This window comes from Brevundimonas sp. FV1ye28 (genome assembly GCF_058681135.1).
In genome coordinates this window covers 1282205-1308977 of the sequence record NZ_CM178731.1, presented here as the reverse complement: position 1 = coordinate 1308977, position 26773 = coordinate 1282205, and the positions used below count along the sequence as shown (strand labels likewise).

Annotated in this window: 24 protein-coding genes and 3 tRNA genes; 20 read left to right on the top strand and 7 right to left on the bottom strand. The window is 66.5% G+C overall.

The annotated features are described in order from the left end of the window. Nucleotides 1-24: 24 nt before the first annotated feature. The 3 genes from lipB (at nt 25) to ACW171_RS06535 (ending at nt 2981) form a co-directional block, all read left to right on the top strand. Nucleotides 25-750, top strand: coding sequence for a lipoyl(octanoyl) transferase LipB (gene lipB, locus ACW171_RS06545; protein ID WP_492096276.1), 726 nt, complete (start codon nt 25-27; stop codon nt 748-750). A 72-nt stretch (nt 751-822) separates the two neighbouring features. Further along, a complete protein-coding gene (locus ACW171_RS06540) occupies nt 823-2382 on the top strand; it encodes an ATP-binding protein (protein WP_492096275.1) in 1560 nt (519 codons plus the stop codon). A 218-nt stretch (nt 2383-2600) separates the two neighbouring features. After that, nucleotides 2601-2981, top strand: a complete 381-nt coding sequence (locus tag ACW171_RS06535) for a YybH family protein (protein ID WP_492096274.1) — start codon at nt 2601-2603, stop codon at nt 2979-2981. Between the two features lie 60 nt (nt 2982-3041). On the opposite strand, the gene ACW171_RS06530 is transcribed toward ACW171_RS06535, so the two are convergent. From ACW171_RS06530 to ACW171_RS06520, 3 genes are read right to left on the bottom strand one after another with little or no spacing between them, the layout of a single operon-like run. After that, nucleotides 3042-3428, bottom strand: coding sequence for a type II toxin-antitoxin system VapC family toxin (locus ACW171_RS06530; RefSeq protein ID WP_492096273.1), 387 nt, complete (start codon nt 3426-3428; stop codon nt 3042-3044). After that, nucleotides 3425-3685, bottom strand: coding sequence for a type II toxin-antitoxin system Phd/YefM family antitoxin (locus ACW171_RS06525; RefSeq protein ID WP_492096272.1), 261 nt, complete (start codon nt 3683-3685; stop codon nt 3425-3427). Before ACW171_RS06525 ends, ACW171_RS06530 begins: the two co-directional genes overlap by 4 nt. A gap of 47 nt (nt 3686-3732) precedes the next feature. Beyond that, nucleotides 3733-5715: an ATP-binding protein gene (locus ACW171_RS06520; protein ID WP_492096271.1), complete on the bottom strand. Its 1983-nt coding sequence runs from the start codon at nt 5713-5715 to the stop codon at nt 3733-3735. 163 nt (nt 5716-5878) lie between these two features. On the opposite strand from ACW171_RS06520, the gene ACW171_RS06515 reads away from it, so the two are divergent. The 3 genes from ACW171_RS06515 to ACW171_RS06505 all read left to right on the top strand — a co-directional run bounded on the left by ACW171_RS06515 (nt 5879) and on the right by ACW171_RS06505 (nt 8826). Continuing rightward, nucleotides 5879-7369 carry a hypothetical protein gene (locus tag ACW171_RS06515; protein ID WP_492096270.1) on the top strand — a complete coding sequence of 497 codons (1491 nt, stop codon included), beginning with the start codon at nt 5879-5881 and terminating at the stop codon, nt 7367-7369. Between the two features lie 289 nt (nt 7370-7658). Continuing rightward, nucleotides 7659-8150 carry a peptide-methionine (R)-S-oxide reductase MsrB gene (gene msrB, locus ACW171_RS06510; RefSeq protein ID WP_492096269.1) on the top strand — a complete coding sequence of 164 codons (492 nt, stop codon included), beginning with the start codon at nt 7659-7661 and terminating at the stop codon, nt 8148-8150. Between the two features lie 88 nt (nt 8151-8238). Further along, nucleotides 8239-8826 carry a hypothetical protein gene (locus ACW171_RS06505; RefSeq protein ID WP_492096268.1) on the top strand — a complete coding sequence of 196 codons (588 nt, stop codon included), beginning with the start codon at nt 8239-8241 and terminating at the stop codon, nt 8824-8826. A gap of 90 nt (nt 8827-8916) precedes the next feature. Here the strand turns inward: ACW171_RS06505 and ACW171_RS06500 are convergent. Next, nucleotides 8917-8991 (bottom strand) — tRNA-Thr (locus ACW171_RS06500). Between the two features lie 94 nt (nt 8992-9085). Between ACW171_RS06500 and ACW171_RS06495 the strand changes: the two genes are divergently transcribed. From ACW171_RS06495 to ACW171_RS06435, 13 genes are all read left to right on the top strand, one after another. Further along, entirely contained in the window at nt 9086-9262 is a 177-nt protein-coding gene (locus tag ACW171_RS06495) for a hypothetical protein (RefSeq protein ID WP_492096267.1), read from the top strand. A gap of 102 nt (nt 9263-9364) precedes the next feature. Continuing rightward, entirely contained in the window at nt 9365-10669 is a 1305-nt protein-coding gene (gene murA / locus ACW171_RS06490; RefSeq protein WP_492096266.1) for a UDP-N-acetylglucosamine 1-carboxyvinyltransferase, read from the top strand. Next, nucleotides 10659-11159, top strand: coding sequence for a DUF2948 family protein (locus ACW171_RS06485; RefSeq protein WP_492096265.1), 501 nt, complete (start codon nt 10659-10661; stop codon nt 11157-11159). The genes murA and ACW171_RS06485 overlap by 11 nt, the downstream gene beginning before the upstream one ends. Beyond that, nucleotides 11156-11620 carry a UPF0262 family protein gene (locus ACW171_RS06480; protein ID WP_492096264.1) on the top strand — a complete coding sequence of 155 codons (465 nt, stop codon included), beginning with the start codon at nt 11156-11158 and terminating at the stop codon, nt 11618-11620. Before ACW171_RS06485 ends, ACW171_RS06480 begins: the two co-directional genes overlap by 4 nt. 103 nt (nt 11621-11723) lie before the next feature. Beyond that, nucleotides 11724-11942, top strand: coding sequence for a translation initiation factor IF-1 (infA, locus tag ACW171_RS06475; protein ID WP_008261544.1), 219 nt, complete (start codon nt 11724-11726; stop codon nt 11940-11942). A gap of 8 nt (nt 11943-11950) precedes the next feature. Beyond that, nucleotides 11951-12529, top strand: a complete 579-nt coding sequence (locus ACW171_RS06470; protein ID WP_492096263.1) for a Maf family protein — start codon at nt 11951-11953, stop codon at nt 12527-12529. Then, nucleotides 12526-13551 (top strand): S1 domain-containing protein, encoded by a 1026-nt coding sequence (locus ACW171_RS06465; protein ID WP_492096262.1) that lies wholly within the window; start codon nt 12526-12528, stop codon nt 13549-13551. The genes ACW171_RS06470 and ACW171_RS06465 overlap by 4 nt, the downstream gene beginning before the upstream one ends. A 3-nt stretch (nt 13552-13554) precedes the next feature. Continuing rightward, on the top strand, nt 13555-13746 hold the full coding sequence (locus tag ACW171_RS06460; RefSeq protein WP_492096261.1) for a DNA gyrase inhibitor YacG: 192 nt from the start codon (nt 13555-13557) through the stop codon (nt 13744-13746). 59 nt (nt 13747-13805) lie between these two features. Further along, nucleotides 13806-13881 (top strand) — tRNA-Phe (locus ACW171_RS06455). Between the two features lie 536 nt (nt 13882-14417). Continuing rightward, nucleotides 14418-15314 (top strand): tonB-system energizer ExbB, encoded by an 897-nt coding sequence (gene exbB / locus ACW171_RS06450; protein ID WP_492096260.1) that lies wholly within the window; start codon nt 14418-14420, stop codon nt 15312-15314. Nucleotides 15315-15319: 5 nt separating this feature from the next. Further along, nucleotides 15320-15757, top strand: coding sequence for a biopolymer transporter ExbD (locus ACW171_RS06445; protein WP_492096259.1), 438 nt, complete (start codon nt 15320-15322; stop codon nt 15755-15757). Nucleotides 15758-15769: 12 nt separating this feature from the next. Beyond that, nucleotides 15770-16489 (top strand): TonB family protein, encoded by a 720-nt coding sequence (locus ACW171_RS06440; RefSeq protein WP_492096258.1) that lies wholly within the window; start codon nt 15770-15772, stop codon nt 16487-16489. A 247-nt stretch (nt 16490-16736) separates the two neighbouring features. Further along, nucleotides 16737-16813 (top strand) — tRNA-His (locus ACW171_RS06435). A 220-nt stretch (nt 16814-17033) separates the two neighbouring features. Here the strand turns inward: ACW171_RS06435 and ACW171_RS06430 are convergent. The 3 genes from ACW171_RS06430 to ACW171_RS06420 all read right to left on the bottom strand — a co-directional run bounded on the left by ACW171_RS06430 (nt 17034) and on the right by ACW171_RS06420 (nt 22279). Next, complete coding sequence (locus tag ACW171_RS06430) at nt 17034-18806, bottom strand: patatin-like phospholipase family protein (RefSeq protein ID WP_492096257.1); 1773 nt, start codon at nt 18804-18806, stop codon at nt 17034-17036. Nucleotides 18807-19588: 782 nt separating this feature from the next. Continuing rightward, nucleotides 19589-21520 carry a M61 family metallopeptidase gene (locus ACW171_RS06425; RefSeq protein ID WP_492096256.1) on the bottom strand — a complete coding sequence of 644 codons (1932 nt, stop codon included), beginning with the start codon at nt 21518-21520 and terminating at the stop codon, nt 19589-19591. 240 nt (nt 21521-21760) lie between these two features. Beyond that, entirely contained in the window at nt 21761-22279 is a 519-nt protein-coding gene (locus ACW171_RS06420) for an FKBP-type peptidyl-prolyl cis-trans isomerase (protein WP_492096255.1), read from the bottom strand. Between the two features lie 340 nt (nt 22280-22619). Between ACW171_RS06420 and rpoB the strand changes: the two genes are divergently transcribed. After that, nucleotides 22620-26735, top strand: a complete 4116-nt coding sequence (rpoB, locus tag ACW171_RS06415) for a DNA-directed RNA polymerase subunit beta (RefSeq protein ID WP_492096254.1) — start codon at nt 22620-22622, stop codon at nt 26733-26735. The last annotated feature ends 38 nt before the right edge of the window (nt 26736-26773 follow it).

The following is a 26773-nucleotide window of genomic DNA, read 5'->3' as shown; positions in this document are numbered from 1 at the left end:
CCTCAGGGGCACATTGGGACGATCATGCTTGCCGACCCGTTAAGCGCCGCCATTTCCCCGTTGATTCGTCCCGACGGCCGTCCGGTCGAATGGGTCGTTGCGCCCGGCTATGTCCCCTACGACGAAGCAGTCGCCGAAATGGAGGCGCGGGTCGCCCTGATTTCCGCTGGAGAGGCGGCCGAGCGGGTCTGGTTGCTGGAACATCCACCGCTGTATACCGCCGGGGTCTCGGCCAGGGACGAGGACCTGATTGATGCCGGTCGGTTTCCGGTTCACCGGACCGGACGAGGCGGGCAGTTCACCTATCACGGGCCGGGTCAGCGGGTGGCCTATGTGATGCTGGACCTGACGCGGCGCGGCAAGGACGTGCGCGGTTTCGTGCGCGGGCTGGAGCAGTGGATCATCGGCGCGCTGGACGAGTTCGGGGTCGAGGCGGATGTGCGCGAGGGCCGGGTGGGGGTCTGGGTCGAGCGCAAAGGTCCTGGCTGGTCGCGCGAAGACAAGATCGCGGCCATCGGCGTCAAGGTGCGGAAATGGGTCAGTTTTCACGGCATCAGCCTGAACGTCGAACCGGACCTAGACCATTTCGGCGGCATCGTGCCGTGCGGCATCGCCGAGCACGGGGTCACCAGTCTGCTGGACCTGGGCGTGACCGCGTCGATGGATGAGGCCGATGCGGCATTGAAGGCCAGCTTCGTGCGCGTTTTTGGCGCAGTCGGAAAATCCCCGTTGGATGAAACACGGGCTTAACAGCTCGCTGGTACGGTAACGGACCAACGGTTGAGTCGGATGAGCCTCATGGACGGAGCGACGGCGACTAGAGTGAGCGATCGATCGATCGATCTGTCCGACCTCACCGATCTTGCCACCTTCTTCGACGTCTCGCTGGACATGCTGATCATCCGCCAGCTGGACGGGCGGATCGCGCGCGTCAGTCGGTCGTGGGAGACTCATCTCGGCTGGCGGCCGGACGAGCTGGAAGGGCGGATGCTGCTGGATTTCGTCCATCCGGACGATGTGCCCGAGACGCGTCGCAGCGCCGTCGAGGTCGAGACGCGCAAGGCCGATGCGCCGGTTTACGGGCACGTCAATCGCTATCGCCACAAGGATGGCGGGTATCGCACCGTGGAATGGCGCGCGCACCGGTACGACGACCGGATCTATGGCGTGGCGCGCGACGTCACCGAGCGCGTCGCGGCGGACGCGGCCCTGATCGAGGCGAAGGCGGCGGCCGAGACCGCAAGCCGGGCCAAGACCGACTTCCTGGCCAATATGAGCCACGAGATCCGCACGCCGTTGAACGGGGTGATCGGCATCGTGGACGCCCTGCGTCGCACCGAGCTCACGCCCGAACAGCGAGAGATGGTCGATCTGATCCAGATGTCGGGGGTGACGCTGGAACGGCTGGTGTCCGACATTCTCGACGTATCCAAGATCGAGGCCGGACAGCTGGATTTCGAGTCCCGGGCGTTCGATCTCGGCGAAGCCCTCGCCGGGATCATCGACGTGTCTCACAACCGAGCGGCCGAGAAGGGGCTGGATTTCGAGGAGCGTCAGGGTGCCGGGGCGCGCGGCGTCTTCATGGGCGACAGCACCCGGATCGGCCAGATCGTCGGCAACCTGTTGTCCAACGCGGTCAAGTTCACGGCGACCGGCAAGGTGACGGTGGACTGGGACGTGAAGGGCGACGAGGCGGGCGAGGGTATGTTCACCTTCGTCGTCTCGGACACCGGCGTGGGCTTCGACGCCGCGACCGGCGCGACCCTATTCCAGCGCTTCAACCAGGCGGATTCGTCGATCACGCGCCGGTTCGGCGGCACGGGGCTGGGGCTGTCGATCTGCCGTTCGCTGGCCGAGATGATGGGCGGGGTGGTCGAGGCGCGGTCTTGTCCAGGCGAAGGTTCGACCTTCACCCTGACCTTGCCGCTGCCACGCGTCGTGGCGCTGGACGAGTACGACGGGCTGGGCGCGCCCAATGAGGTGGGACCGGCGCCGATCTTCCTGCCCGAACGGCCGTTGCGCATCCTGCTGGCCGAAGACCATCCGACCAATCAGCGCGTGGTTCAACTGATCCTGGCCTCGGTCGGCGCGGAGGTGGTCACGGTCGAGAACGGCGCCCTGGCGGTCGAGGCGGTCGGGCGGTCGGGTTTCGATGTCATCCTGATGGATATGCAGATGCCGGTCATGGATGGTCTGACCGCCACCCGAGCGATCCGTGCGGCCGAACGGGGCCGTCCGCGGACACCGATCATCATGCTGAGCGCCAATGCGATGGCGGAGCACCGCTACGAGGCGCTGGCGGCAGGGGCGGATCTGCACGTCGCCAAACCGGTGACGGCGGCGAGCCTGCTCGCCGGAATCGCTCAGGCGGTGCCTGAGTAGGAAGCCCCAGTCTCCCTAGGCGATCATTTGCACCACGCCGACGAAGGTCAGCAGCATCGTGCTGGTGACGGCGAGGCGGTTGTGGCGATGCAGCCAGGCGAGCATTTCTCCGAACACAGGCTTCTCCTTTTCGGGAGAACGACGATGCCTGACAGGTCTGAAGATCGGGTTAGGCGGATAGGGTTGGCTGGCGGCGACGGCCGGGTCAGACTTGAACCATGCCCGCACCCGACGCCGCCGTTCGCGCCAAGCGCAAGCTGACCAACCGCCTGATCGCAGCGCATGATGCGGCGCGGTTGAGGCCGCATCTGACCGAGGATGTCGTGGTGATCGTGGGCGACGGCGGTCTGATCCAAGGTGTGGAGGCGGTGGTTTCGGCCTTCGCCGCCCAGTTCTCCGATCCGGCCTTCGTCGCCTATGTGCGGACGACCGAGACGGTCGAGGTCGCGGCGGACGGACAGCGTGCGGCCGAGGCGGGTCGCTGGCTCGGAACCTGGCAGGGCGGGGTCGAGATGAGCGGGACCTATATGGCCGCCTGGCGGGCGCGGCACGGGCAGTGGCTGCTGGAGCGGGAGCTCTATGTCACGCTGAGCGAGTGATGCAGGCGATGCTGAAGGCGCCGGCGCATCGTCGCCCCGGGTTCGGAGGGCAAGGCCTCGTCAGACGCGGCGGATGTCACCGGGATATGAGGCGATCTTGCTGTCGGTCGTCAGAAGGGTAAGGCCCTCGCTGGCGGCCTGAGCGATCAGGAGACGGTCGAACGGATCGCGGTGGATGGGAGGCAGACCTTCGACGGCCAGCGCATGTTCTCCGCAGACGGGGAGTTCGACATAGTTTTCGCTGATGAACCATCGGCGGATGACGCGCGGGTCATACTGGAAATCCGGTCGGCCCAGTCCGCGTTTGATCGCGATTTCCCACAGGTTGATGACGCTGAACGCGACCTCGTTCGCGTTGTCGAGAACCATGTCCCTGCATTCAGCCGAAAGTCTTTCGGGCTGAATGGAGAGGAAGAGGACCAGCTGGGTATCGAGGAGCAGCCTCAATCCTCGGGCTCGCCGTAGAACATGGCCTCGATGTCGTCACGACCGATTGCCTTGATGTCGAAATCTTCGGGGAGATCGTAGACGTCCTTCAGAAAACCAATCCGGCGCTTTGGCGGCGAGTCGGCTTCTGGCTCCAGCGGCGTAAGCTTGGCGACCGGCTTTCCGGCCCGGGCGATGATGATGGTCTCGCCCTGCTCAGCACGCTCGACGAGACCCGAGAAGTGGGTCTTGGCGGCGTGGATGTTGAGGGTTTCCATACCCGAACTTTAGTGGACTAGGGCAGGTTAGTCCAGTGCGGCGAAGCCTAGCCGAACTCGACCAGCACATCATCCGCCGCGACCGGATCGCCGGCCTTGGCGCCGACCGCTTTGACGATGCCGTCGCGTTCGGCCTTGAGGATGTTCTGCATCTTCATGGCTTCGATGACGGCGACGGTTTCGCCGGCCTTGACCTCCTGGCCGACAGTCACGGCGATGGAGACGACGAGGCCGGGCATGGGGGACTGGATCAGCTTGGAGGTGTCGGCGGCCTGTTTCTCAGGCAGGCGGGCGAAGAGCTCGGCCATGCGGGGGGTGAGGACGCGGACGCGGGCGCGGGTGGCCCCGGTGCGGATGTTGAAGCCGTCGGCGATGCGGGCGACCTCGGCGGTGAAGGGGGTGTCGTCGAGCACGGCGCGGAACTGCGCCAGGCCTGGGCGCCAGTCGATCTCGGAGAGTTGGAGCGCGCGATCCTCGCCGGCGAGGTCCAGCGTCAGAGCCTCGTCCTCGTCGTAGCCGAGGGACACGCCATGCGCATCGCGGTCGATGAGGACGATCCAGTCGGTGCGGTCGGACGGGTCGCCAGACTGCTCCGCCAGAATCTCGTTCATCGCGGCGGCCGTGGCGATCAGGATGTCGGTGCGGCGACGATCTGGCGTGGCGCCTTTGAAGCCCTCGGGGAACTCGTCCTTGATGTAGGAGGTCGAGAGCTGGCCGGAGCGGAACCGCTCCTGATCCATGACGGCCGCCAGGAAGGGCACGTTGTGGCCGACGCCCTGGAGATGGGTGTCTTCGAGCGCGCGGGCCATGCCTTCGACAGCCTCGATCCGGGTCGGGGCCCAGGTGTTCAGCTTGGCGATCATGGGATCGTAGAACATGGAGATCTCGTCGCCCTCGCGGACGCCGGAATCGTTGCGCACCGTGTAGCCGTCCTGTTCGCCCTCTTCCGGCTGGTCGTAGCGGACCAGGCGACCGATGGACGGCAGGAAGCCGCGATAGGGGTCCTCGGCGTAGATGCGGCTCTCGATGGCCCAGCCGTTGATCTTCAGGTCGTCCTGACCGAAGGCCATGCGTTCGCCTGCGGCCGAGCGGATCATCTGTTCGACCAGATCGACGCCGGTGATCAGTTCGGTGACCGGGTGTTCGACCTGGAGCCGGGTGTTCATCTCCAGGAAGAAGAAGCTGCGGTCCTGACCGGCGACGAACTCCACCGTGCCGGCCGAGTCGTAGTTCACCGCGCGGGCCAGGGCGACGGCCTGTTCCGACATGGCCTTGCGGGTGGCGTCGTCGAGCAGGGGGGAGGGCGCCTCCTCGATGACCTTCTGGTTGCGACGCTGGATCGAGCATTCGCGGTCGAACAGGGAGACGATGTTGCCGTGCTTGTCGCCCAGCACCTGGATCTCGATGTGGCGCGGGTCGATGATGAATTTCTCGAGGAAGACGCGGTCGTCGCCGAAGGCGGTCAGGGCCTCGGCCTTCACGGCGGAGAAGCCCTCGGCCATGTCGGCGTCGGAGTGGGCGACGCGGATGCCCTTGCCGCCGCCGCCGGCGCTCGCCTTGATCATGACCGGATAGCCGATCTCGTTGGCGATCTGGATGGCGTGTTCGTCGGATTCGATCAGCCCCATGTAGCCGGGGACCGTCGAGACGCCGGCCTGGGCCGCAAACTTCTTGGAGGTGATCTTGTCGCCCATGGCCTCGATGGCGTGGGGATTGGGGCCGATGAAGGCGATGCCCTCGGCCTCCAGACGGCGGGCGAAGACGGGGTTCTCCGACAGGAAGCCGAAGCCGGGGTGGACGGCCTCGGCGCCCGAGCGGCGCACCGCCTCGACGATCTTGTCCTGGACCAGATAGGATTCGGCGGCAGGGGACGGGCCGATGTGAATGGCCTCATCGGCCATCTCGACGGCCATGGAGCCGGCGTCGGCGTCGGAGTGGACCACGACGGTCTGGATGCCCATGCGGCGGGCCGTCTTGATGATCCGGACGGCGATCTCGCCCCGGTTCGCGATCAGGATCTTTGAGAACATGGGTGACGGATAGGCGGGCGTCGCGGGCGTGTAAACGGGCGTCGGTTTCGGCATGCGCGGGGGGCGAACCGTCACACGCGTGCCGTTGAGGGTTGGCAAGGTCCGGTCGGATCGGCTTTAACTCGCCCCCGAACCATTCGCATCCCCGGCCTGGAGTTCGTTCATGACCCGCTTTCTGACCGCCGTTTCGGCGGCCGCCCTCCTGTTCGTCGCAGGGACCGCCAATGCGCAGGACTTCCGCGCCCTGGCCCGGACGGACCTTCAGGCGGCGCATGACGCGCTGCAGGCCAACCACCCCGCCGCCGCCATCCCGGGCGCCGCGGGCGACACCTTCCGCAGCTGGATCGACGCCGGTCTGGCCGACGCCAACGGCCGTGTCGGTCAGGTCAACTCGGGCGACGCCCATGCCTATCTGATGCGCTACTACGCCGGCGGCTTCCGCGATTCGAACATCGCCATCACGCCTTCGTTCGAAGGCCTCGGCCCCTACTTCGGCATCAGCTGGCCCGGCATCACCACCGGCTGGCGCAACGGCCGGTACGAGGTCACCTATGTCAAACAGGGCGTCCGCAATGCCCCGCGCATCGGCGACGTCGTGGTCAGCTGCAACCTGACGCCGATCGAGGAATACGCCCGCGGCAAGCTCGACAAGTGGGAGGGCAACCTCGAGACCGAGGCCGGTCGCGTCACGTCCGCCCCCTATCTGCTGTGGAACCGCAACAACCCGTTCGCGGCCGGCACGCCGTCGACCTGTGAGTTCCAGCGTGGCGAGCGCGGTCGTCCGCGCGCGGTCGAACTGCGCCCCGTGCCGCTGGTCGCCGGTGATCTGGAAGCCGCCTATCGCGCCACCGTCTACATGCCGCCGGCAACGCCGCTGAGCGTCGAGACGGTCGATGGTCGCCCGTGGGTCCACGTCCACTCGTTCGCCGACGGCACCGCCTGGGATGCGTTCAACGCGCAGGTCGAGGCCCAGGCCACCGCCATCCGCGGACCGCAGGGCTTCGTGCTGGACCTGCGTGCCGCGCGGGGTTCGTCCGCCTATACGTCGACGGCACGGGGCTATGGCCTGGCCAACCGCATCTGGACGCCGGAATTCACCGTCAGCCGCCAGCCGGCCGCCGGCGAGATCACCTATCGCGCCACCGCCGGGAACCGTCAGTGGTACGCCGACACCCTGGGCCGCATGCAGGGCGACCCGCGCTTCGTGCAGGAATCGGCCCCGGTGATCGAACAGACCCAGGCGATCGTGGCCGCCTTCGACGCCGCCATCGCCGCGGGCCAGCCGACCTTCACCCTGGCGGGTCGCCCCGCCGTCGCCGACACGGGCGCCGCAAACCCGGTCCAAGGCCCGGTGGTCGTGCTGGTCGACGCCGGTTGCTCGGGCGGCTGCCTGGACACGCTGGACCTGCTGACCAAGCTGCCGAACGTGCGCATCGCGGGTTCGACCACGGCCACCGACTCGATCTTCATCGAGCCGACCGTGCAGCGTCTGCCCTCGAACTATTCGGACCTGAGCTACGGCCACAAGGCCTGGACCAGCCGTCAGCGCGGCAACAACCAGCCGTTCACTCCGGCGCAGGGCCTGGTCTACACGGGCAATCCGGCGGACGAGACTGCCGTGCGGACCTGGGTCGGGACGCTGTTCGGCGGCTGAGCGGTCGCCCGCTGCTTGAGCGCGGACTGATCGAGATAGGGTCGGGCGGGGGAGACCCCGCCCGACTTTTTTCGTTTAGCGCGCGCGGTTCTCCCTCCCACTCGGGGGAGGGTGGTCGCGAAGCGACCGGGTGGGGAGGCGAGGGCGATCTCGTACAGTTTTGTAGTCTTGTGGATTTTTGCCTTGCCGTCCCCACCCGACCTCGCTGCGCTCGGCCACCCTCCCCCGAGTGGGAGGGGGAAGGCCATGTCCCCTTGGAACCGTCGGTGACGGCCCCCATTTCCCGTCCATGACCGACATCACCGACACCCGCCCGAACCTGTCCGCCGCCGGATATGATCTGACATCGCCCTCCGAGGGTCAGCGCGTGGCGCTGGAGGCCGATCTGAACGCGGAAGAGAAGCGTGTGCTGCTGAGCCATGGCACCGAGGCGCCTTTCTGTGGGGTGCTGCTGGGCGAGAAGCGGGCGGGGGTCTTCTGCTGTCGCGAATGCGGTCTGCCGCTGTTCAAGGCCACGACGAAATTCGAGAGCGGCACCGGCTGGCCCAGTTTCACCCAGCCTGTCAGCGACGACCATGTGACGGCCATCGAGGATCGCGCCTATGGCATGGTCCGGACCGAGACGACCTGTGCGCGTTGTGGAAGCCATCAGGGGCATGTCTTCCCAGACGGCCCGCCGCCGACCGGACTGCGCTACTGCATAAACTCCGTCGCACTTCAGTTCGTGGAGGAGGGCAGGCCCTTGCCCGATCCGCTCGGGCGCGGCGACGGGGTGGCGTGACGTCCGTGCTGGAAGTGGGGCCGAAACTTCACCATCACGGTCCGGCCTCAATCCGGGTTAGGATGAACCTCAGTCCGGAGTATCGCCCATGCTGATCGTCCTCGCCCTGGCCGCCGTCCTCTCTCCCGTGGATCCGGACGGCGTGGTGACGACCGCCCCGCGCGGCGCCGGGGCTGTGGTCGTCGGGGCCGAGGCGCCGACCACGGATGCCCGGCCCGATGCGTCCCAGGTGGTCACGGCGACGCCGCACAATCTGACGACCCAGGAACAGATCGACCGCTGGGTTTCGGCGCGCGCCACCGATGCGACGCCGTTCGCCGCCGAACGCGGGCCCCAGGACGACCGCGAAATGCATGGCTTCGTCAGCGGCTCGATCGGGACCAACGACTACAGCTCGGTCTCGGTCGGCGTCTCCATGCCGGTCGGTGAGAACGGACGGCTGGACCTCGCCTATACCCAGACCAAGAACGGCTACGGCTATCCCGGATACGGATATGGCGCCTATGGCGATCCAGGTGGGTACGGCTACGGCAGCGCCGCCTATGGCGCGCGAGTGAGACCGTTCAGCGGGTATGATTCGTTCTACGGCGCGTCGGGGCGGTCGCGGTCGTTGTCGCTGGGCTTCAGCTGGGACGAGGACAAGGGCCGGCGGGAGCGCGGAATCGCCGAGGACTGAGGAAGCGCCTAAACGCGCGAGGCAGCGGCGTTCTCATCGAACGGATACGAAAAAGGCCCGGTCTCGCGACCGGGCCTTATCGCTTCGGAATGGTGCCGCCGGGGGGAATCGAACCCACGACCTCAGCCTTACCAAGGATGCGCTCTACCACTGAGCTACGGCGGCCTGTTCCGAGGAAGCGGCCGTATAGCCACTGAACCGCCGGGGGGGAAGCCCATTTTCCCTTGCCCCGAAACTTTTCCCGAGGCTGAGTGAAAAGATGACCGAACCGACCGACGTTCCACCGTCCGAAACTTCCAAGACGGCGGCCGTCGCGTCCCGCACCCCCGGCGAAATCGATCGGGCCGAGCGTACCGTGCGGCTGGCCAAGGCGCTGAGGGAGAATCTGAGACGGCGGAAGGCAGTCCCGCCGAAGCGCGACAAGCCGGGCAACTGAAAGTCATCGCCAGGACGCCGCGCGGCCCTTTCGCGACACCCGGCTCCCGCGCTAGATAGCCGGCTCGCCGGGACAGTCGATCCTCGCGGCCTCAAGGACGACATGGACAGCATCACGGTTCACGGCAACGGCCCGCTTCACGGATCGATTCCGGTTAGCGGCGCCAAGAACTCGGCCATCAAGCTGATGGCGGCGTCGATCCTGACGGATCAGACGCTGCGGCTGACCAACATGCCCCGTCTGGCGGACACCAAATTCCTGGGTCGGTTGCTGCAGCAGTTCGGCATCACCGTGGACGAGCGCGACGGCCATGACGGCCAGGAGACGCTGTTCGACGCCAAGGAAATCACATCGACCTTCGCCCCCTATGATCTGGTTCGCCAGATGCGGGCGAGCTTCAACGTTCTGGGGCCGCTGCTGGCGCGCACCGGGCATGCCAAGGTCTCACTGCCGGGCGGTTGCACGATCGGGGCGCGGCCGGTCGATCTGCATATCGACGCCTTGACGCGTCTGGGCGCGATCATCGAGCTGGAGGAGGGCTATGTCTCCGCCACGGCCCCAAAGGGTCTGGTCGGGGCCGAGATCGAGTTTCCGTTCGTCTCGGTCGGTGCCACCGAGCACACATTGATGGCGGCTGTCCTCGCCAAGGGGACGACGGTGCTGAAACGCGCCGCGCGCGAGCCGGAGATCGGCGACCTGGCGCGCTGTCTGGTCATGATGGGTGCCAAGATCGAGGGGATCGACACCGACACCCTGGTGATCGAGGGGGTCACGTCGCTGAGCGGCGGCGAATGGTCGGTGATTCCCGATCGGATCGAGATGGGATCCTATGCCTGCGCCGCCGCGATGGCGGGGGGCGAGGTGAGGCTGACGAAGGGCCGGGCCGAGTTGATTACGGCGCTCAGCGACAAGATGACCGAGGCGGGCGTGGAGATCATCCCGACCGAGGACGGGGTGATCGTCAAACGCGATCCGTCGCAGCGTCTGAAGGCCGTGAACGTGGCGACCGAAGTCTATCCGGGCTTTGCCACGGACCTGCAGGCCCAGTTCATGACGCTGATGACCACGGCGGAGGGCGTCAGCGTGATCCACGAGAACATCTTCGAGAACCGCTTCATGCATGCGCCGGAGTTGGCGCGGCTGGGGGCCGAGATCTCGGTTCACGCCGGTGAGGCCCATGTCACGGGCGTCGAGAAGCTGAAAGGCGCCCCGGTCATGGCGACCGACCTTCGGGCGTCTGTCAGCCTGGTCATCGCCGGTCTGGTTGCCGAGGGCGACACCAATATCGGTCGGGTCTATCATCTGGATCGCGGGTTCGAGCGTTTGGAAGAAAAGCTCGGCGCCTGCGGGGCCGATATCCGGCGGATCAAGGGTCCGCCCGTCGAGGGACCGGGTGATGACCACTGAGGCGCTTGATCGCGAGGAGCAGGACGCCATCCGCGCGGTGAGCGGCGGCGGGGCGAATGAGCCCCTGCGCCTGCTGGCCGAGGACGGAGAGGATCTGGCGATCATCTCGGCCGCGCTACAGGATGCGATCCTGAGGCCCGCAGACATCGTGTGGGAAAAGGCGGCGCGTCGGCTGACCATCCAACTGAGCCGGTTCTGCTGGGAGTGCGGCGGGACGCGCGTGCGCGCCGCGATGCAGTTCGGCGACGTCCTGGCGGTCAAGAGCCGGGGTCTGCCGCGCTTGCCGGACACGCCGCTGGAGCTGCTGGCGATCCACTTCTTCGAGGGCGAGGCGCCGGGCGGGCGGGCCATTCTGATGTTCGCGGGCGGCGGGGACCTAAGGGTCGACGTCGAGTGCCTGGACGCGGTGGTGACCGATCTGTCGGAACGCTGGCCCGCGCGGGTGGCACCGACCCATCTCGACACTTCGCCTGAGGGGGCGAAATCGTGAGCGATCATCGCCTGGCGTCCGTCGATCTGGACGAAGCGACCCTACCGTCCGGCACGGCCGAGATCGAGCACGAGCGGCGGGTGGCGATCTTCGACCTGATCGAGAAGAACGTCTTCGAGCCGGAGGGCGCGGAGGGCGGGCCATATGGGCTGAAGCTCTCGTTGCAGGACAACCGGCTGGTCTTCGACATCACCGGCGTGGACTACAGCCGGACCTATGCCCTCAGCCTGACGCCGATGAAGAGCGTGCTGAAGGACTATCTGATGATCTGCGACAGCTACTACGAGGCGCTGCGTGGATCATCGGCCAGCCAGATCGAGGCCGTCGATATGGGGCGGCGAGGGCTGCACAACGAAGGCGCCGAACTGCTGAAGGCACGGTTGGACGGCAAGGTGGTGATCGACCATGAGACGGCGCGGCGGCTGTTTACATTGGTGTGCGCGCTCTATCGACGCGGCTGAACTCGACTTTCTCCCTCATCTGGTGCATTAGCGCCGACTTCTTACGGCTCGCGCTTTCGTCCGGCGCGGGCCTTGATTCGTATTCAAGGGCGCGAGAGGCCGCATGGCTAAGGAAGAACTGCTCGAGTTTCCCGGCACCGTCAGCGAACTGCTGCCGAACGCCACGTTCCGCGTGACGCTCGAAAACGACCACGAAATCATCGCCCACACCGCCGGCAAGATGCGCAAGAACCGCATCCGCGTGCTGGCCGGGGACAAGGTGCTGGTCGAGATGACCCCCTATGACCTGACCAAGGGTCGCATCACCTATCGCTTCAAGTAAGGGCAGGGGTGAGCCCCAAGCCTGAACTCGTGCTGGCCTCGGCCAGCCCGCGCCGCATCGAACTGCTGGCGCTGATCGGGATCAAACCCGATCGTATCGATCCCGCCGATATCGATGAGACCCCGCTGAAGGATGAGACGCCTTCGCGGCTGGCCGTGCGGCTGGCGCGTACCAAGGCCCAGACGACGGCGGCGCGGTCGCCGGGTGCCGTCGTCCTGGCCGCCGATACGGTCGTGGCCGTGGGACGTCGATTGCTGGAGAAGCCCGCAGACGTGGCAGAGGCGGAGAAATTCCTGCGTCTGCTGTCGGGGCGGAATCACCGGGTCTTTACCGGTGTCGCCGTGGCGGTCGGGGAACGGGTGACGCATCGGGTTGTGGACACCCGCGTCTCCATCAAACGCCTGTCGGAGGCCGAGATCGCCGACTACATCGCCGGTGGCGACTGGCGAGGCAAGGCGGGCGGATATGGCATCCAGGGACCGGCGGCCGCCTTCGTGCTGCGCATCATCGGCAGCCATCCCGCTGTGATGGGTCTGCCGTTGCCCGAGACCGTCAACCTGCTGGCGGGCGCCGGCTGGCGGACATGAGCGAGGTCGAGGTTTTCCTGGACGACACGCCCGGCGAGATCCGGGGCATTGTGTCGCGGGACGGCCGCTTTGAACGCCTGATCATCCAGAGAGACGATGTGCCGCCGCAGAATCGGCTGGGCGCGCGGAGCGTGGGGCGGGTGATCGAGCCGGCCGGCGCCTTCAAGGCGGCCTTCGTCGAGTTGGGCGGGGACAAGGCCGGCTTTCTGCCCTTGGGCAAGGGGGAGGCGATCCGGACGGGCGACATCATCGAGGTCGAAGTGACGGCGGAGCCGCGCGAGACCAAGGGGCCCGTGCTGAAACGGATTGGAGCCGGGGAGGGCAGGCCTCGCCTGATCTCGACCGGCCCCGATGTGATCCAGAGACTGCGACACTTCGCGCCGGGCGTGACACCGATCACTGGCGTCGAGGCGATCCAGGCGAGCTGGGATGCCGAGGATGAAGCGTTGGCCGCCGGCGGCGTCTTTCCCCAATGGGCGCTGGACGTGGCGGTGCAGCGGACACGGGCCCTGATTGCCGTCGATATAGACTATATGCATCTCCCCGGTCGGGATCCCCGCAAGGGGCGGACGCAGGCGAACCGGGAGGGGCTGAAGCAGGCGGCACGGATGATCCGTCTGAGCGGCTGGGGCGGTCTGTTGGCCGTGGACCTAGTCGGAACGGCGCTGGATCCCGGGCAGATCACGGAGATGGCGAAGGCGGCCTTCGCGGGCGACGACGCGTCATTCGGGCCGGTGAGCCGGTTCGGCCTTCTCCAACTGGCCCTGCCGTGGCGGACGACGCCGGTGGAAGAGATACTGAATACGGGCGGTCGGCGCTCGGCGACGACCCGCGCCATCGATATCGTGCGGCGGTTGAGACACTCCATGCTCAGCGACACCACGAGCCCCCGCTTCGTCGCGCGCTGCTCGCCGGAAGAGGCGGCGGTTGCAGCGCCCCTGGCGGCGGGTCTGGGACCCAGAGCCAGTGTCGTCGCGGACCCGCAGGTTCCGGTCGGGCGTTTCGTCATCGATGAGGGTTGAGCCATGACGACTGCGAACGACGCCGGCGGCGCGAACTGCCCGATCTGTCGGAAACATCCCAAGGTCGAAGCCTACAAGCCCTTCTGCTCCAAGCGCTGTGCGGACCTTGATCTGCAGCGCTGGCTGGTCGGGTCCTATGTCCTGCCTGAGACCGACGAGCCGCTGCCCGACAACGATCCCGAAAACGACGATTGAACGGCTGGACACCCCGTTTCGGCTCGCTTATAGACCCGCCTCTCGCGCTTCGGCGCGGCGCCTGGATAGCTCAGCTGGTAGAGCAATGGATTGAAAATCCATGTGTCGGTGGTTCGAACCCGCCTCCAGGCACCACTCCTTTTTCCCTCAGTCTCAATCGCCTGCGATCGAACCGATCGCGCAGGCCGTGGCCGCACGCTGCAGGGTGCGTCACTGTCTCGCATTCCTGCGCGGACGACGCTCGGTTTCGCCTCTGCGAACGCCCGTTCCCCAACGTCAGCCCGGGAAGTCCGTTCGGCATCGGCGGGGTCGATTAACCTAACGCTGAAATGCAGCAGCGGTAAGACATTGCACGTTTCGGACGCCGCGCTCGCTCAGGGGGCGAAAAGCACCTCGGAAGCCTTGACGCTCTGTTATCGGTTCGCCAAAGGAGCTTGACCGCTTTCTTTGCGTGAGCGGCCGGAGCCTGTGTGACACCCGTGTCATCGGGCCTCGACCAACCCGCCGATGGACGCCTTTCAAGGCAACCGGGTGCGACAGAAGGCGTTCCGCCGTAGGGCCATCCCGGCCGGCCGGTGGGACAACCGATTTTTCATAGAGGGCGGGGCGCCCTGACGCGCCTCGATCCTTTGGTTCCACGAGTCAGACGAAAAAGCAGGAACTGGCGACACATGATTAAGACCAACACCCTTCTCGCCCTGGCCGGCGCCGCCGTCCTGATGGCGGGCTCGCCGGCTCTGGCTCAGGCCCCGGCAGCCCCTGACGCAGCCGCTCCGGCCGCTGCCGCTCCGACCACTGCAGCCCCGGCCGCTCCCGCAGCTGCCGCCCCCGCCGAAGCCGATCCGGAATCGGTCGGCGACGCCGTCGGTGGCTCGGGCCACGGCGACATCACGCCGATCTCCATGTTCATGGAAGCCGGCATCGTCGTTAAGATCGTCATGATCGGCCTGCTGCTGGCCTCGATCTTCTCCTGGACCCTGCTGCTCATCAAACTGCTCGAGTTCGGCGGCCTGAACCGCAAGACCGACCAGTTCCTGGAAGCCTTCCGCAGCACCCGTACGATCGCTGACATGCGCCGCGTGGCCACGTCGGACGAGTTCGACGGCAACCCGCTGGCTGACATGGCCGCCGCCGCCACCGACGAAATCGAACTGTCGCGCCAAGCCGGCCTGAACGTTCATGGCGATCACGCCGACTCGGCCCTGCTGCGCGCTCAGCAAGCCGTCTCGGCCGTGCAAGCCGGTCTCGCCGCCCGCCTTTCGGGTGGCCAACAGTTCCTGGCTTCGACCGGTTCGACCGGCCCGTTCGTGGGTCTGTTCGGTACTGTTTACGGCATCATGAACTCCTTCATCGGTATCGCCCAGTCGAACACGACCAACCTGGCCGTCGTTGCTCCGGGTATCGCTGAAGCCCTGCTCGCCACCGGTATCGGCCTGTTCGCCGCTATCCCGGCCGTTATCTTCTACAACTACTTCAACACGCGCATCTCGGCTTACGGCACCCGTTCGGACGGCTTCAACGCTGAGCTGATCAACGCCATCTCGCGTCAACTCGACAAGGGAGCGTAAGACGGATGGCCGCCAAACTTTCAGGCGGCGGCGGCGGTAAGTATAACGTCGAGCAGAACAGCGACATCAACGTCACGCCTTTCGTTGATATCATGCTGGTTCTCCTCATCATCTTCATGGTGGCGGCACCGCTCGCCACCGTGTCGATCGAGGTGAAGCTGCCGACGGCCGTGGCCCCGCCCCAGGAGAATCCGCCAAAGCCGGTGTTCATCTCCATCCAGAACGATGGCGACGTCTTCCTCGGCGACTTCCGGACCAGCCCGGAGGCCTTGGGCGAAGATCTGCGCACCACGATCCGGACACGTAATCCGGAAGAGGAGCGTATCTTCATCCGTGGCGACCAGCAGACCCGCTACGGTGACTTCATGCAGGTCATGAACGCTTTGCAGGACAACGGCTTCTACTCCGTCGCCCTGGTCGGCGAAGACAACGCGCCGCAGTAGGGGAAGTCACAGATGACAGACACACCCGTTGAGTATCACCGCAGTCGCTATGACGCCCCTCGCAAGAAGGGCTTCATGGGGGTCTCGCCCGGCATCTGGCTGATCGCCCTCGGCACCGTCACCGTGCTGTTCGCGATCATGATCTTCTACCTCCAGAAGACTAGGTTCGAGCTGCGCCTTCAGGAGTATTCGGACGACGCCGTGGACGTCGAGATCGTAGAACCGATCCCGCCGCCCCCGCCGCCCCCGCCGCCTCCGCCTCCGCCGGACACCCCGCCGCCGCCCAAGCTGCAGGTCCGTCCGCCGGTCATCAACACCCAGGCGCCTCCGCCGCCGATCACGCTTCCGATCGAGCCGACGAAGAAGGAAGACCGGGTCGAATATACGGGTCCGCCCGTGATCGTCCCCGGACCTCCGCCGCCTCCGGCCCCGCCTGCTCCGGTTCGCCCGCCTGTGATCACGAACCCGAGCTGGGCGCGTCAGCCTTCGCCGACCTACCCGGATCGCGCACTCGAGCGTGGCCTCTCGGGCAGCGCGGATCTGAGCTGCACCGTCAACGCGAACGGCAGCGTCTCCGGATGCTCGGTCGTCTCGGAAACCCCGTCGGGCGCCGGCTTCGGTCGTGCCGCTCTGTCGGCTGCCCGCAGTGCTCGCCTGTCGCCCCGTTCGGTCGACGGCGTGGCTACCGGGGGTACGGTTCGCTTCACCGTCAGGTTCAACCTGCCGGACTAAGCATCGGCCCGGAAACAGACCAAGGAATGCGCCCCGAGGGAAACCTCGGGGCGTTTTTCGTTCAGCGATCCAGATGGAGCGTCAGCGGCCTGAGAGCCCGCTCGCGAATGACGGTGTTTTTCTTTTCCTGAAACGCGAGAGGGGCCACACTGGTCTTGATCGTCGCACGCGGCGCCGCTAGAGAACGCGGCTCGCGTCGCCCTTCGCCGGTTCGGTCCTGGACCTGTCGGCATTTTAGGAACGTTGCGCCACCTTAGCTCAGTTGGTTAGAGCGCCGGTTTGTGGAACCGGAGGTCCTCAGTTCAAGCCTGAGAGGTGGTACCATTCCTTCCCCACAGTAGAGATCGTGATCGGCGCGTTGGCTGTGGGGCTGAGGCGTGCTGGGATCGAATGTTGCCTGCAGTCTGTGTGCCTTGGCCACTGCCCGGGGGCTGGATGGCGCAATCGGTTGGCAGGATCCGAGCCCCCCGGCCTGTATTCGTTATCTGGACCCCGGCCTTCGCCGGGGTGCACGGATGGGATGGGCGCGATCCTTTCGGGAAAATCAGGCGGCGTCGGTCTCGGCGTCTGCCTCGCCCTGGTCCAGGGGGGAGGCGGTGACGTCGGGGCGCTGGCGCAGGGTCTCGATGGGGCCGTCCAGCCCCGACAGGGCCGCGATCGCCGCCGCGTGGCCGGCCTCGACGACGGGCTCATAGACCTTCCAGTCGCGGATGTCGGATCCCTCTGGCTCGGGCAGGATCAGCAGGTCCGCCTCGGCGCGTGAGGCTTCCATGTCGGCGTCCGTGGTGATGGTGGCGGAGCGCATGAGGACCGAGACGATCGGCGGCCCCTTCTTCCAGGCCCCGGAGACGATCCAGCGCCACCAGGACGGCGGATTGGCGAGGGTCGCCGGATCTACGCCGCGCGTCTGGGACATGTCGATGCCGACGATCGGACCGGCGTTCATCGATCGCATCACGTCGGTCGGGAAGTTCTTGATGACCGCACCGTCGACCAGGACCTGGCCGTCGATGACGACCGGCGGCATGACTCCGGGAATGGAGATGGAGGCCCGCATGGCCCGGCGCAGAAGGCCACGACGGTGTACCTCGATCCGGCCGCTCGTCAGGTTCGACGAACAGGCGAAGAAGGGCAGGGGCATGTCGGCGATGTCGATCTCGCCATAGGCGTCCTGCAACAGGCCCGCGACCTTGCCGGCGCGGGTCATGGCGATGATGGGGAAGGCGAGGTCCGACAAGGGATCCGAGCGGACGAAGGCGGTGCGGATGCGGGCGTCCAGTTCGTCGTCGGTCCAGCCCAGGGCCGGACCGGCCGCGACGACGGCGCCCATGGAGGAGCCGCCGAGGAAGTCGAACCGCACCCCGGCTTCGTGCAGGGCGCGGATGGCACCGATGTGGGCATAGGCGCGGGCACCGCCGCCGGACAGAACCAGGCCGATGGCCGTGCCGGTGACGATGCGGGCGATGCGAGCCGCGTCGGCGGCGTCGCCCTCCACCGCGTGGAACCAGCGGCCGGGGTTGATGGCGTCGAGCCAGACCGAGGTATTGGCCGGCCGGCGCATGCGCGGATCCCGCAGCAGGATCAGGTCGGTGAACTGCTGCAGGCCGTGGGCGGTGCGAATGGGGATGTTCGACGGCGGGACCGTCAGGGCGTCTCCGACCAGGAACAGACGATCGACCTGACGGGCGCAGAGATTGGCCCAGGAAGGCTCGTCCAGCTCGGCGACATAGAGGACGAAGTCGTGGGTGTCCTCCATGCGTGAGAACCATTCGGAGACCGAGGACAGGGCCGAATGGTCGATGACCTGGCAGGTGCGGCCTTGCGCCTCCACGGCGGCGGCGACGCGGTCGACGAAGGGGCGGATGGGGCGGCCGCGAACCGAGATGAAACCGAAGACGCTTGGCTCGGTGACGCCGGGCGAGCGCTCCCTGGCCCGGTGCAGCATCAGGCGCGACAGCTCGATCATGACGTCGGGCTGGGTGCGGACGGCGTCGAAGAAGACTTCGCGCGGCAGGGCGAGGATCTCGGAATCGCGCAGCGCCACGACGCTGGCGGAATGGGGCGTGCCGGCGATCAGGGCCATCTCGCCGACGGGTTCGCCGGGCTTGATGACGCCGAGGAACTGGGGCGGCTGGTCCTCGTCCTGGCGGAAGACGCCGAGGCGGCCCGAGCGGACCAGATAGAGGCTGTCTGGCTCGTCGCCCGCCGAGAACAGCAACTCGCCGCCGGTCAGGGCGAACCAGCTGGCCTTGGTGTTCCGATCCTCGAAGACCCGCGCCAGAGCCGCTTCGAGATTGTCGTGGCGGGTGTGGCTCATGCGGGATGTGTCGCCGGGATCTGCGGCCGGACCAAGCCGGTCGATGGGACTGGATTAACGGTCTCGCCGGGGCGAGGGAAGGCGTGATTCATCGCTTCCTCGCCCGGGGGCGGGAAGGTGTGGGGAAGTCGACGGAGCCTGGGCGGTCGCCCGGAACCGAGGTGGCCCCCTGCTTTCGCGTTACGGGGACCGATTGATTGTGTTTTCGGCTCGCGCCGAGGCTCCGTCCCCGACCGGGTCCGCGAGCGTCGCCCAGCGGGTTTACGGACACCCCGGGGGGGCCTGCATCCCCGCCTCGGCGAAGACCGGCCACGAATCCCGGGTCCTTTGGACCCTTAGGCGATAGGCCCGCGACGGGCGGCAGGCTCAGGCCCGCCGGGCTCCGAGGTTTCACGCCCCTCGAACAATCCCGCTACGATCGGTCCCGCCGCACGTCCGGGTCCTGGGCCCAGGACGCCTTCCCCAACGACGGGATGGCTCCCATCATAAGGCATGTTCGAGGGGGCGCCGGTTCGGAGGGCTCTTAAAAGTTCGGGGCGTTGGAATCGTTGGGGGATTCGGGGCGTGTTTGGCCAAACTTGGACGCCCTTATCCGCACCCCGGCGAAGGCCGGGGTCCAGATCAAGCGCCCAGGCAGCCGGGATGAGGTGTCGGCGTGCTGCCTGAACCTTTGGTGACCTCCATCTGGACCCCGGCCTTCGCCGGGGTGCACGGTGAGAGAGAGCGGGGAGGACGGCAAGCCGTTGTGCGCTCAAGCCCTCTCCCGCCGGGAGAGGGAAGGATCAGCGCCTTCTCGCCGTGAACAGGTCGCCCAGGCGGTCCGGCGTGCCTTCGATCCGTTCGAGGTGCGGGTATTTCAGGCCGTCGTGGTAGTCGAAGACGACCGTGCGGTAGCGGGCTCCGTCGCGGACGATGAGTTCGATCTTTTCGGCCGTGCCCTTGGCGGCGGTGACGGCGGCGCGGAGGTTGGCGGCCGATGCGGCGTCGCCGTTGACGGCGATGATCTGCATGCCGATGGCCAGTTCCTGTTCGAAGGCCGGGCTATTCCACTGGACGCTGGAGATGGTGTTGTCGCCGCCGGTCATGAAACCGAGCGAGTAGATGAAGTCGTTGCGGCCGTACTCGGCCCAAAGCGTCTTCTGATAGTCGCTCATGGTGTCGGTGTAGACGAGGCGGTAGCCGCCGCGCGTCAGGCCGTCCAGCGGCGCTCCCGGGCCGTGGCCGTCCAGGCGGGTGCGCAGGAAGGTCGCCCAGTCGTGCTCCATGACGCCGTTGAGCGTCTCGACGACCGTCTCGAAGGTGTAGGGGTTCGCGCTGTAATCGCCTTCCTGCACACCGAAGAAGGCGCGGGCGAAGTCGTCGAGCGACTTCCTGCCATTGGTCTGCTCGCGGATCAGGGTGTCGGCGTCGAGCCAGATCAGCTGGCCCTCGACATAGTAGTCCTCGCTGCGCTGCCACGAGCGCCAGCCGATGGGACGGCGCTGGGAGATGATCGGGTCGTTGACCGTATCCTGCAGCGCCCGCCATTCGCGACCGACGGTCGTGTCATAGGTCGCGGCGTCCATCGCCAGGGCGTCGAGCGCCTGTTGTCGGCTGTGCAGGCCCGACCGTGCGGCGAGCACCTTGCCCCAGAACTGGGTCTGGCCCTCGTAGACCCAGAGAAGCTCGTTCTGCATGGGAAGGTTGAAGTTGGCGACGTCCTGTCCGGCCGGACGACGGTATTTGCCGTCCCAGGAGTGGGTGTATTCGTGGCTGAGCAGGTCGCGGTCGCCCAGCTTGGACGCCCAGTCGGTGAAGAAGCCGGGGTCGACGCTGTTCTCGGAACTGCGGTGATGCTCCAGGCCGATGCCGCCCAGGCGGTCGGTCATGGCGACCAGGAAGTCGTAGTGGTCATACTGACGCGTGCCGAACAGGCGGTCCGCCTGGACGACCAGGGAGCGCAGGATGCCGATCTGTTCGTCCGTCGGGGCGATGTTGGCCTCGGTGTCGGCGACGATGTTCAGCAGGACCGGGGACCGGCCGCCCGGGTCGAGATCGATCTGGCGATAGTGTTCGCCGGCGAACATCGGGCTGTCGACCAAGACGTCGAGCGGGACCGCCTGGAAGGTGGTGGTGGCGCCGGTGGTGGTGTCGGGACGCAGCGCCGTGCCGTAGTCCCAACCCTCGGGCAGGGTGACGCTGGCCTGCATGGTGATGTTCCGGTGCGAGCGGCCGGCGGGGTAGAGCAGCATCTTCTCCCACTGGATGTTCAGCATCTCGGCCGTCATCGTGATCCGGCCCTGGGCGCCCGTCGTGGGCGACAGGTGCTGGAACTCGGCCACCAGCTCGGTCGCGCCGGCCGGCACGACGATGTGGTAGGCATAGGGGCTGAGGGCGTCGCGCACCCACTCCACCCGCTGGCCGTTCGCCGTGAACATCAGGCCCGCCAGCTGGGTGACCGGTCCGACGGGGCCGTGGTTGCCGGGCAGCCATTGGGGGAAGAACAGGGTCATCGGACCGGCGCGCTCGACCGGGATGGTCTCGCGCACCTGATAGATGCGGCGGTTCAGGTCGGTGGCGTCGACCTCAAGCCGGACGACTCCGGGCCAGGCCTGGTCGACGACGGCGGGAATGGGCTGGGGCGTCGGCGGGGTCTGGAGCGCGGTCTGGGCGAAGGCCGGGGCGGCGGCGAGGAGGAGGGTCGCGAGACAGGCGGAGACGGCGAGACGCTTCATGGGTGGGGATCCGGCGCTGAACAGGCGGGCAGATCGCTCCCAGGTGCGACATGTTGTCAAGCGTGAGTGTTGATCCTTCTCCGGTTGGGAGAGGGCTTGAGCGTCCAACAGCGCAGCGATTGGAAGCGTGAAATGGTGAGGGATTGGCTTCGCCGGTGAAGGCTGCCCCTCACCCTTTCGGCCAAGACGCATCGCTACGCTCTGCGGGCCTCAATCCCTCTCCCGCCGGGAGAGGGATTCCTACTTCACCTCCAGCAACTCGACCTTGAACAGGAGGGTCGAGTTGGGCGGGATTTCGTCGCCGCCGACCCAGCGGGCGCCGTAGGCGAGGTCGGCGGGGATGGCGAAGTGGAAGGTCTCGCCGACGCGCATAAGGGCGACGCCCTCGGTCCAGCCCTTGATGACGCGGTTCAGCGGGAACTCGGCCGGCTCGCCTCGGTCATAGGACGAATCGAACTTGCGGCCGTCGATGAAGGTCCCCTCGTAGTGGACGCTGACGGTCGAGGTCGCGGTGGGTTGAGCGCCCTCGGGATGGGCCCGGCCTTCGCGGCGATACTGGAGGCCCGAGGGCGTGGTGGTCCAGCCGCGGCGGGCGCCGTTCCAGGCGAGATAGGCGGCCTGGCCGGCGTTGTATTCCTCAGGGGTGGAGTGGACGCGCGGGTCGTTGCTGGTGACGATGACCTCGTCTGGCGCGGTGGCGCAGGCGGAGAGGGCGGCCGCTCCAAGGGTGCAGGCGACGAAGATGGGGATGATTTTCATGCCCGGACGCTAGCCGAAGAAAAACCGCTTGCGAAGTCGGCGGAAATCGTATGCGGGCCTTTATTTCGCCTGAGAAGCGCGTATATGTCCGCTCTCCGCAACAGCTCACATGAGTCTGCGCGAAAGCGCCGAGGCCCGGTCCGTCGCCCTCCGACCGAGCGAAGGCGTGGCTCCTTACCCAGGGAGCTCTTCAGATTTCAGGCCTCCTGACGCCCCGGCGTCGAGGGTGGAGGCCGAAACCGATTGTCACGGCACGGGCCCTTTCCGGCAAGGATTGGCGCGTCGCCGTGCTGCTGCATTCACGCGCGCCTTCCCCCAGGTGCGTCATGGGAAACATTGAATGACTGACGTCCTGAACGGTCTCACCATCAACGGTCAGATCGCATCGGCCACGACCTTCACCGGCAAGAAGCGCATCCGCAAATCATTCGGGCGTATCCCCGAAGCGGTGGCGATGCCGAACCTGATCGAGGTTCAGCGCGCGTCCTACGAGCAGTTCCTGCAGCGCGAGGTCCGTCCGGGCGTCCGCCGGGACCAGGGCATCGAGGCGGTCTTCAAGTCGGTCTTCCCGATCAAGGACTTCAACGAACGCGCCGTGCTGGAATACGTGTCCTACGAGTTTGAGGACCCCAAGTACGACGTCGAGGAATGCATCCAGCGCGACATGACCTATGCCGCGCCACTGAAGGTCAAGCTGCGCCTGATCGTCTTCGAGGCTGACGAGGAAACCGGCGCGCGCTCGGTCAAGGACATCAAGGAACAGGACGTCTACATGGGGGACATCCCCCTGATGACGGACAAGGGGACCTTCATCGTCAACGGCACCGAGCGGGTGATCGTTTCGCAGATGCACCGTTCGCCGGGGGTCTTCTTCGACCACGATAAGGGCAAGACCCACTCGTCGGGCAAGCTGCTGTTCGCCGCTCGCGTGATCCCGTACCGCGGCTCGTGGCTCGACTTCGAGTTCGACGCCAAGGACATCGTGTTCGTCCGCATCGACCGTCGCCGCAAGCTGCCGGCCTCGACCTTCCTCTATGCCCTGGGCATGGACGGCGAGGAGATCCTGCGCACCTTCTACGAGACCGTCCCCTACGAGAAGCGCGGCGAAGGCTGGGTCACGCCCTACAAGCCGGAACGCTGGCGCGGGGTGAAGCCGGAGTTCGACCTGGTCGACGCCGACACCGGTGAAGTCGTCGCCTCGGCCGGCCAGAAGATCTCGGCACGCGCCGCCAAGAAGCTGGGCGACACGACCAAGTCGCTGTCGCTGGCCGCCGACGCCCTGGTGACCCGCTACCTGGCCGCCGACGCCGTCAACTACGAGACCGGCGAGATCTATGTGGAGGCCGGCGACGAGCTGGACGCCGCCTCGATCGCCCTGCTCGAAGAAAAGGGCTTCACAACCATCGACGTGCTGGACATCGACCACGTCACGGTCGGCGCCTACATGCGCAACACCCTGCGCGTCGACAAGTCGGCCAGCCGTGAAGACGCGCTGTTCGACGTCTATCGCGTCATGCGTCCGGGCGAGCCGCCGACCCCGGAAGCCGCCGAAGCGATGTTCAACTCGCTGTTCTTCGACAGCGAGCGCTACGACCTGTCGGCCGTGGGCAGGGTCAAGATGAACATGCGTCTGGAGACCCCCGAGGTTTCCGACGAGATCCGCGTCCTGCGCAAGGAAGACGTGCTGAAGGTTCTGCAGATCCTGGTGGGTCTGAAGGACGGCCGTGGCGAGATCGACGACATCGACAACCTGGGCAACCGCCGGGTCCGTTCGGTCGGCGAGCTGCTGGAAAACCAGTACCGCGTGGGCCTGCTGCGCATGGAGCGCGCGATCAAGGAGCGCATGTCGTCGGTCGATATCGACACGGTGATGCCGCACGACCTGATCAACGCCAAGCCGGCCGCCGCGTCGGTTCGTGAGTTCTTCGGCTCGTCGCAGCTGTCGCAGTTCATGGACCAGACGAACCCGCTGTCCGAGATCACCCACAAGCGTCGCCTTTCGGCGCTTGGCCCGGGCGGTCTGACGCGCGAGCGCGCGGGCTTCGAAGTCCGCGACGTTCACCCGACCCACTACGGCCGCATCTGCCCGATCGAAACGCCGGAAGGCCCGAACATCGGCCTGATCAACTCGCTGGCCACCCACGCGCGGGTCAACAAGTACGGCTTCATCGAGAGCCCCTACCGTCGCGTGAAGGACGGCAAGGCCCAGGACGAGGTGGTCTACATCTCGGCCATGGAGGAATCGAAATACACGATCGCCCAGGCGAACATTCAGCTGAACAACGGCGAGATCGTCGATGACTTGGTCCCCGGCCGGATCAACGGTGAATCCCAGCTGCTGATCAAGGCCGACGTCGACATGATGGACGTGTCGCCGAAACAGGTGGTTTCGGTCGCTGCGGCCCTGATCCCGTTCCTGGAAAACGACGATGCCAACCGCGCACTGATGGGCGCGAACATGCAGCGTCAGGCCGTGCCCCTGGTCCAGTCCGACGCGCCGCTGGTCGGCACGGGCATGGAAGCCGTGGTCGCCCGTGACTCGGGCGCCGTGGTCGTGGCTCGCCGCGACGGCGTGGTCGAGCAGATCGACGGCACCCGCATCGTGGTTCGCGCCACGAACGAGCAGGACGCCGGCCGTTCGGGCGTCGACATCTATCGCCTGTCGAAGTTCCAGCGTTCCAACCAGTCGACCTGCATCAACCAGCGCCCGATCGTGCGCGTGGGCGATGAAGTGAAGGTCGGCGACGTGATCGCCGACGGCCCGTCGACGGACCTGGGCGAACTGGCCCTGGGCCGGAACGCGCTCGTCGCCTTCATGCCTTGGAACGGCTACAACTTCGAGGACTCCATCCTGATCTCGGAGCGCATCGTGCGCGACGACGTCTTCACCTCCATCCACCTCGAAGAGTTCGAAGTGATGGCGCGTGACACCAAGCTCGGGCCGGAAGAAATCACCCGCGACATCCCGAACGTCGGCGAGGAAGCCCTGCGCAACCTCGACGAGGCCGGCATCGTGGCCATCGGCGCCGAAGTGCAACCGGGCGACATCCTGGTCGGCAAGGTGACGCCGAAGGGCGAGAGCCCGATGACCCCGGAAGAGAAGCTGCTGCGCGCCATCTTCGGCGAGAAGGCTTCCGATGTTCGCGACACCTCCCTGCGCCTGCCGCCCGGCGTCGCCGGCACCATCGTCGACGTGCGCGTGTTCAACCGCCACGGCGTCGACAAGGACGAGCGCGCCATGTCGATCGAGCGCGACGAGATCGAACGCCTGGGCAAGGACCGCGACGACGAACTCGCGATCCTGGAACGCAACGTCTACGGCCGCCTGCGTCCGCTGCTGACCGGCAAGAACGCCGTCTCGGGTCCGAAGGGTCTGGGTCGCGGTGAAGTCACCGAAGCCAAGCTGGGCGAGCTGTCGCGCGGCCTGTGGTGGCAGATCGCTCTCGACGACGAGAAGGCCATGGGTGAGCTCGAGGCCATGAAGAAGGCCTTCGAGGATTCGCGGAAGGCTCTGGACCGTCGCTTCGAAGACAAGGTCGAGAAGCTGCAACGCGGCGACGAACTGCCGCCCGGCGTGATGAAGATGGTCAAGGTCTTCGTGGCCGTGAAGCGCAAGCTTCAGCCCGGCGACAAGATGGCCGGCCGTCACGGCAACAAGGGCGTCATCTCCAAGATCCTGCCGATCGAGGACATGCCGCACCTGGAAGACGGGACCTCGGTCGACGTCGTTCTGAACCCGCTGGGCGTGCCCTCGCGCATGAACATCGGCCAGATCTTCGAAACCCACCTGGGTTGGGCCTCCGCGGGCCTGGGTCGTCAGATCCAGGGTCTGCTGGAAGCCTGGCAGGGCGGCGGCCAGAAGCAGGCGCTGATCGATCACCTGACCGGCATCTACGGCGAGGACACCCCTCTGCCGCAGGACGAGCATGAGCTGGTCGAGCTGGCGCAGAACCTGTCCAAGGGCGTTCCGTTCGCCACCCCGGTGTTCGACGGCGCGCACATCTCGGACATCGAGGACCTGCTGGAGAAGGCAGGCCTGGAGCGCTCCGGTCAGTCGATCGTCTATGACGGTCAGACCGGCGAGCAGTTCAAGCGTCCGGTCACGGTCGGCTACATCTACATGCTGAAGCTGCACCACCTGGTCGACGACAAGATCCACGCCCGCTCCATCGGTCCGTACTCGCTGGTCACCCAGCAACCGCTGGGCGGCAAGGCGCAGTTCGGCGGTCAGCGCTTCGGGGAGATGGAGGTGTGGGCTCTGGAAGCCTACGGCGCCGCCTACACCCTGCAGGAGATGCTGACGGTGAAGTCCGACGACGTGGCCGGCCGGACCAAGGTCTACGAGGCTATCGTCCGCGGCGACGACAGCTTCGAGGCCGGCATTCCCGAGAGCTTCAACGTTCTCATCAAGGAAATGCGTTCGCTGGGTCTGAACGTGGAGCTGGAGAACAGCTGACCGACCGAATGAACCCTCCCCGCGCAAGCGGGGAGGGA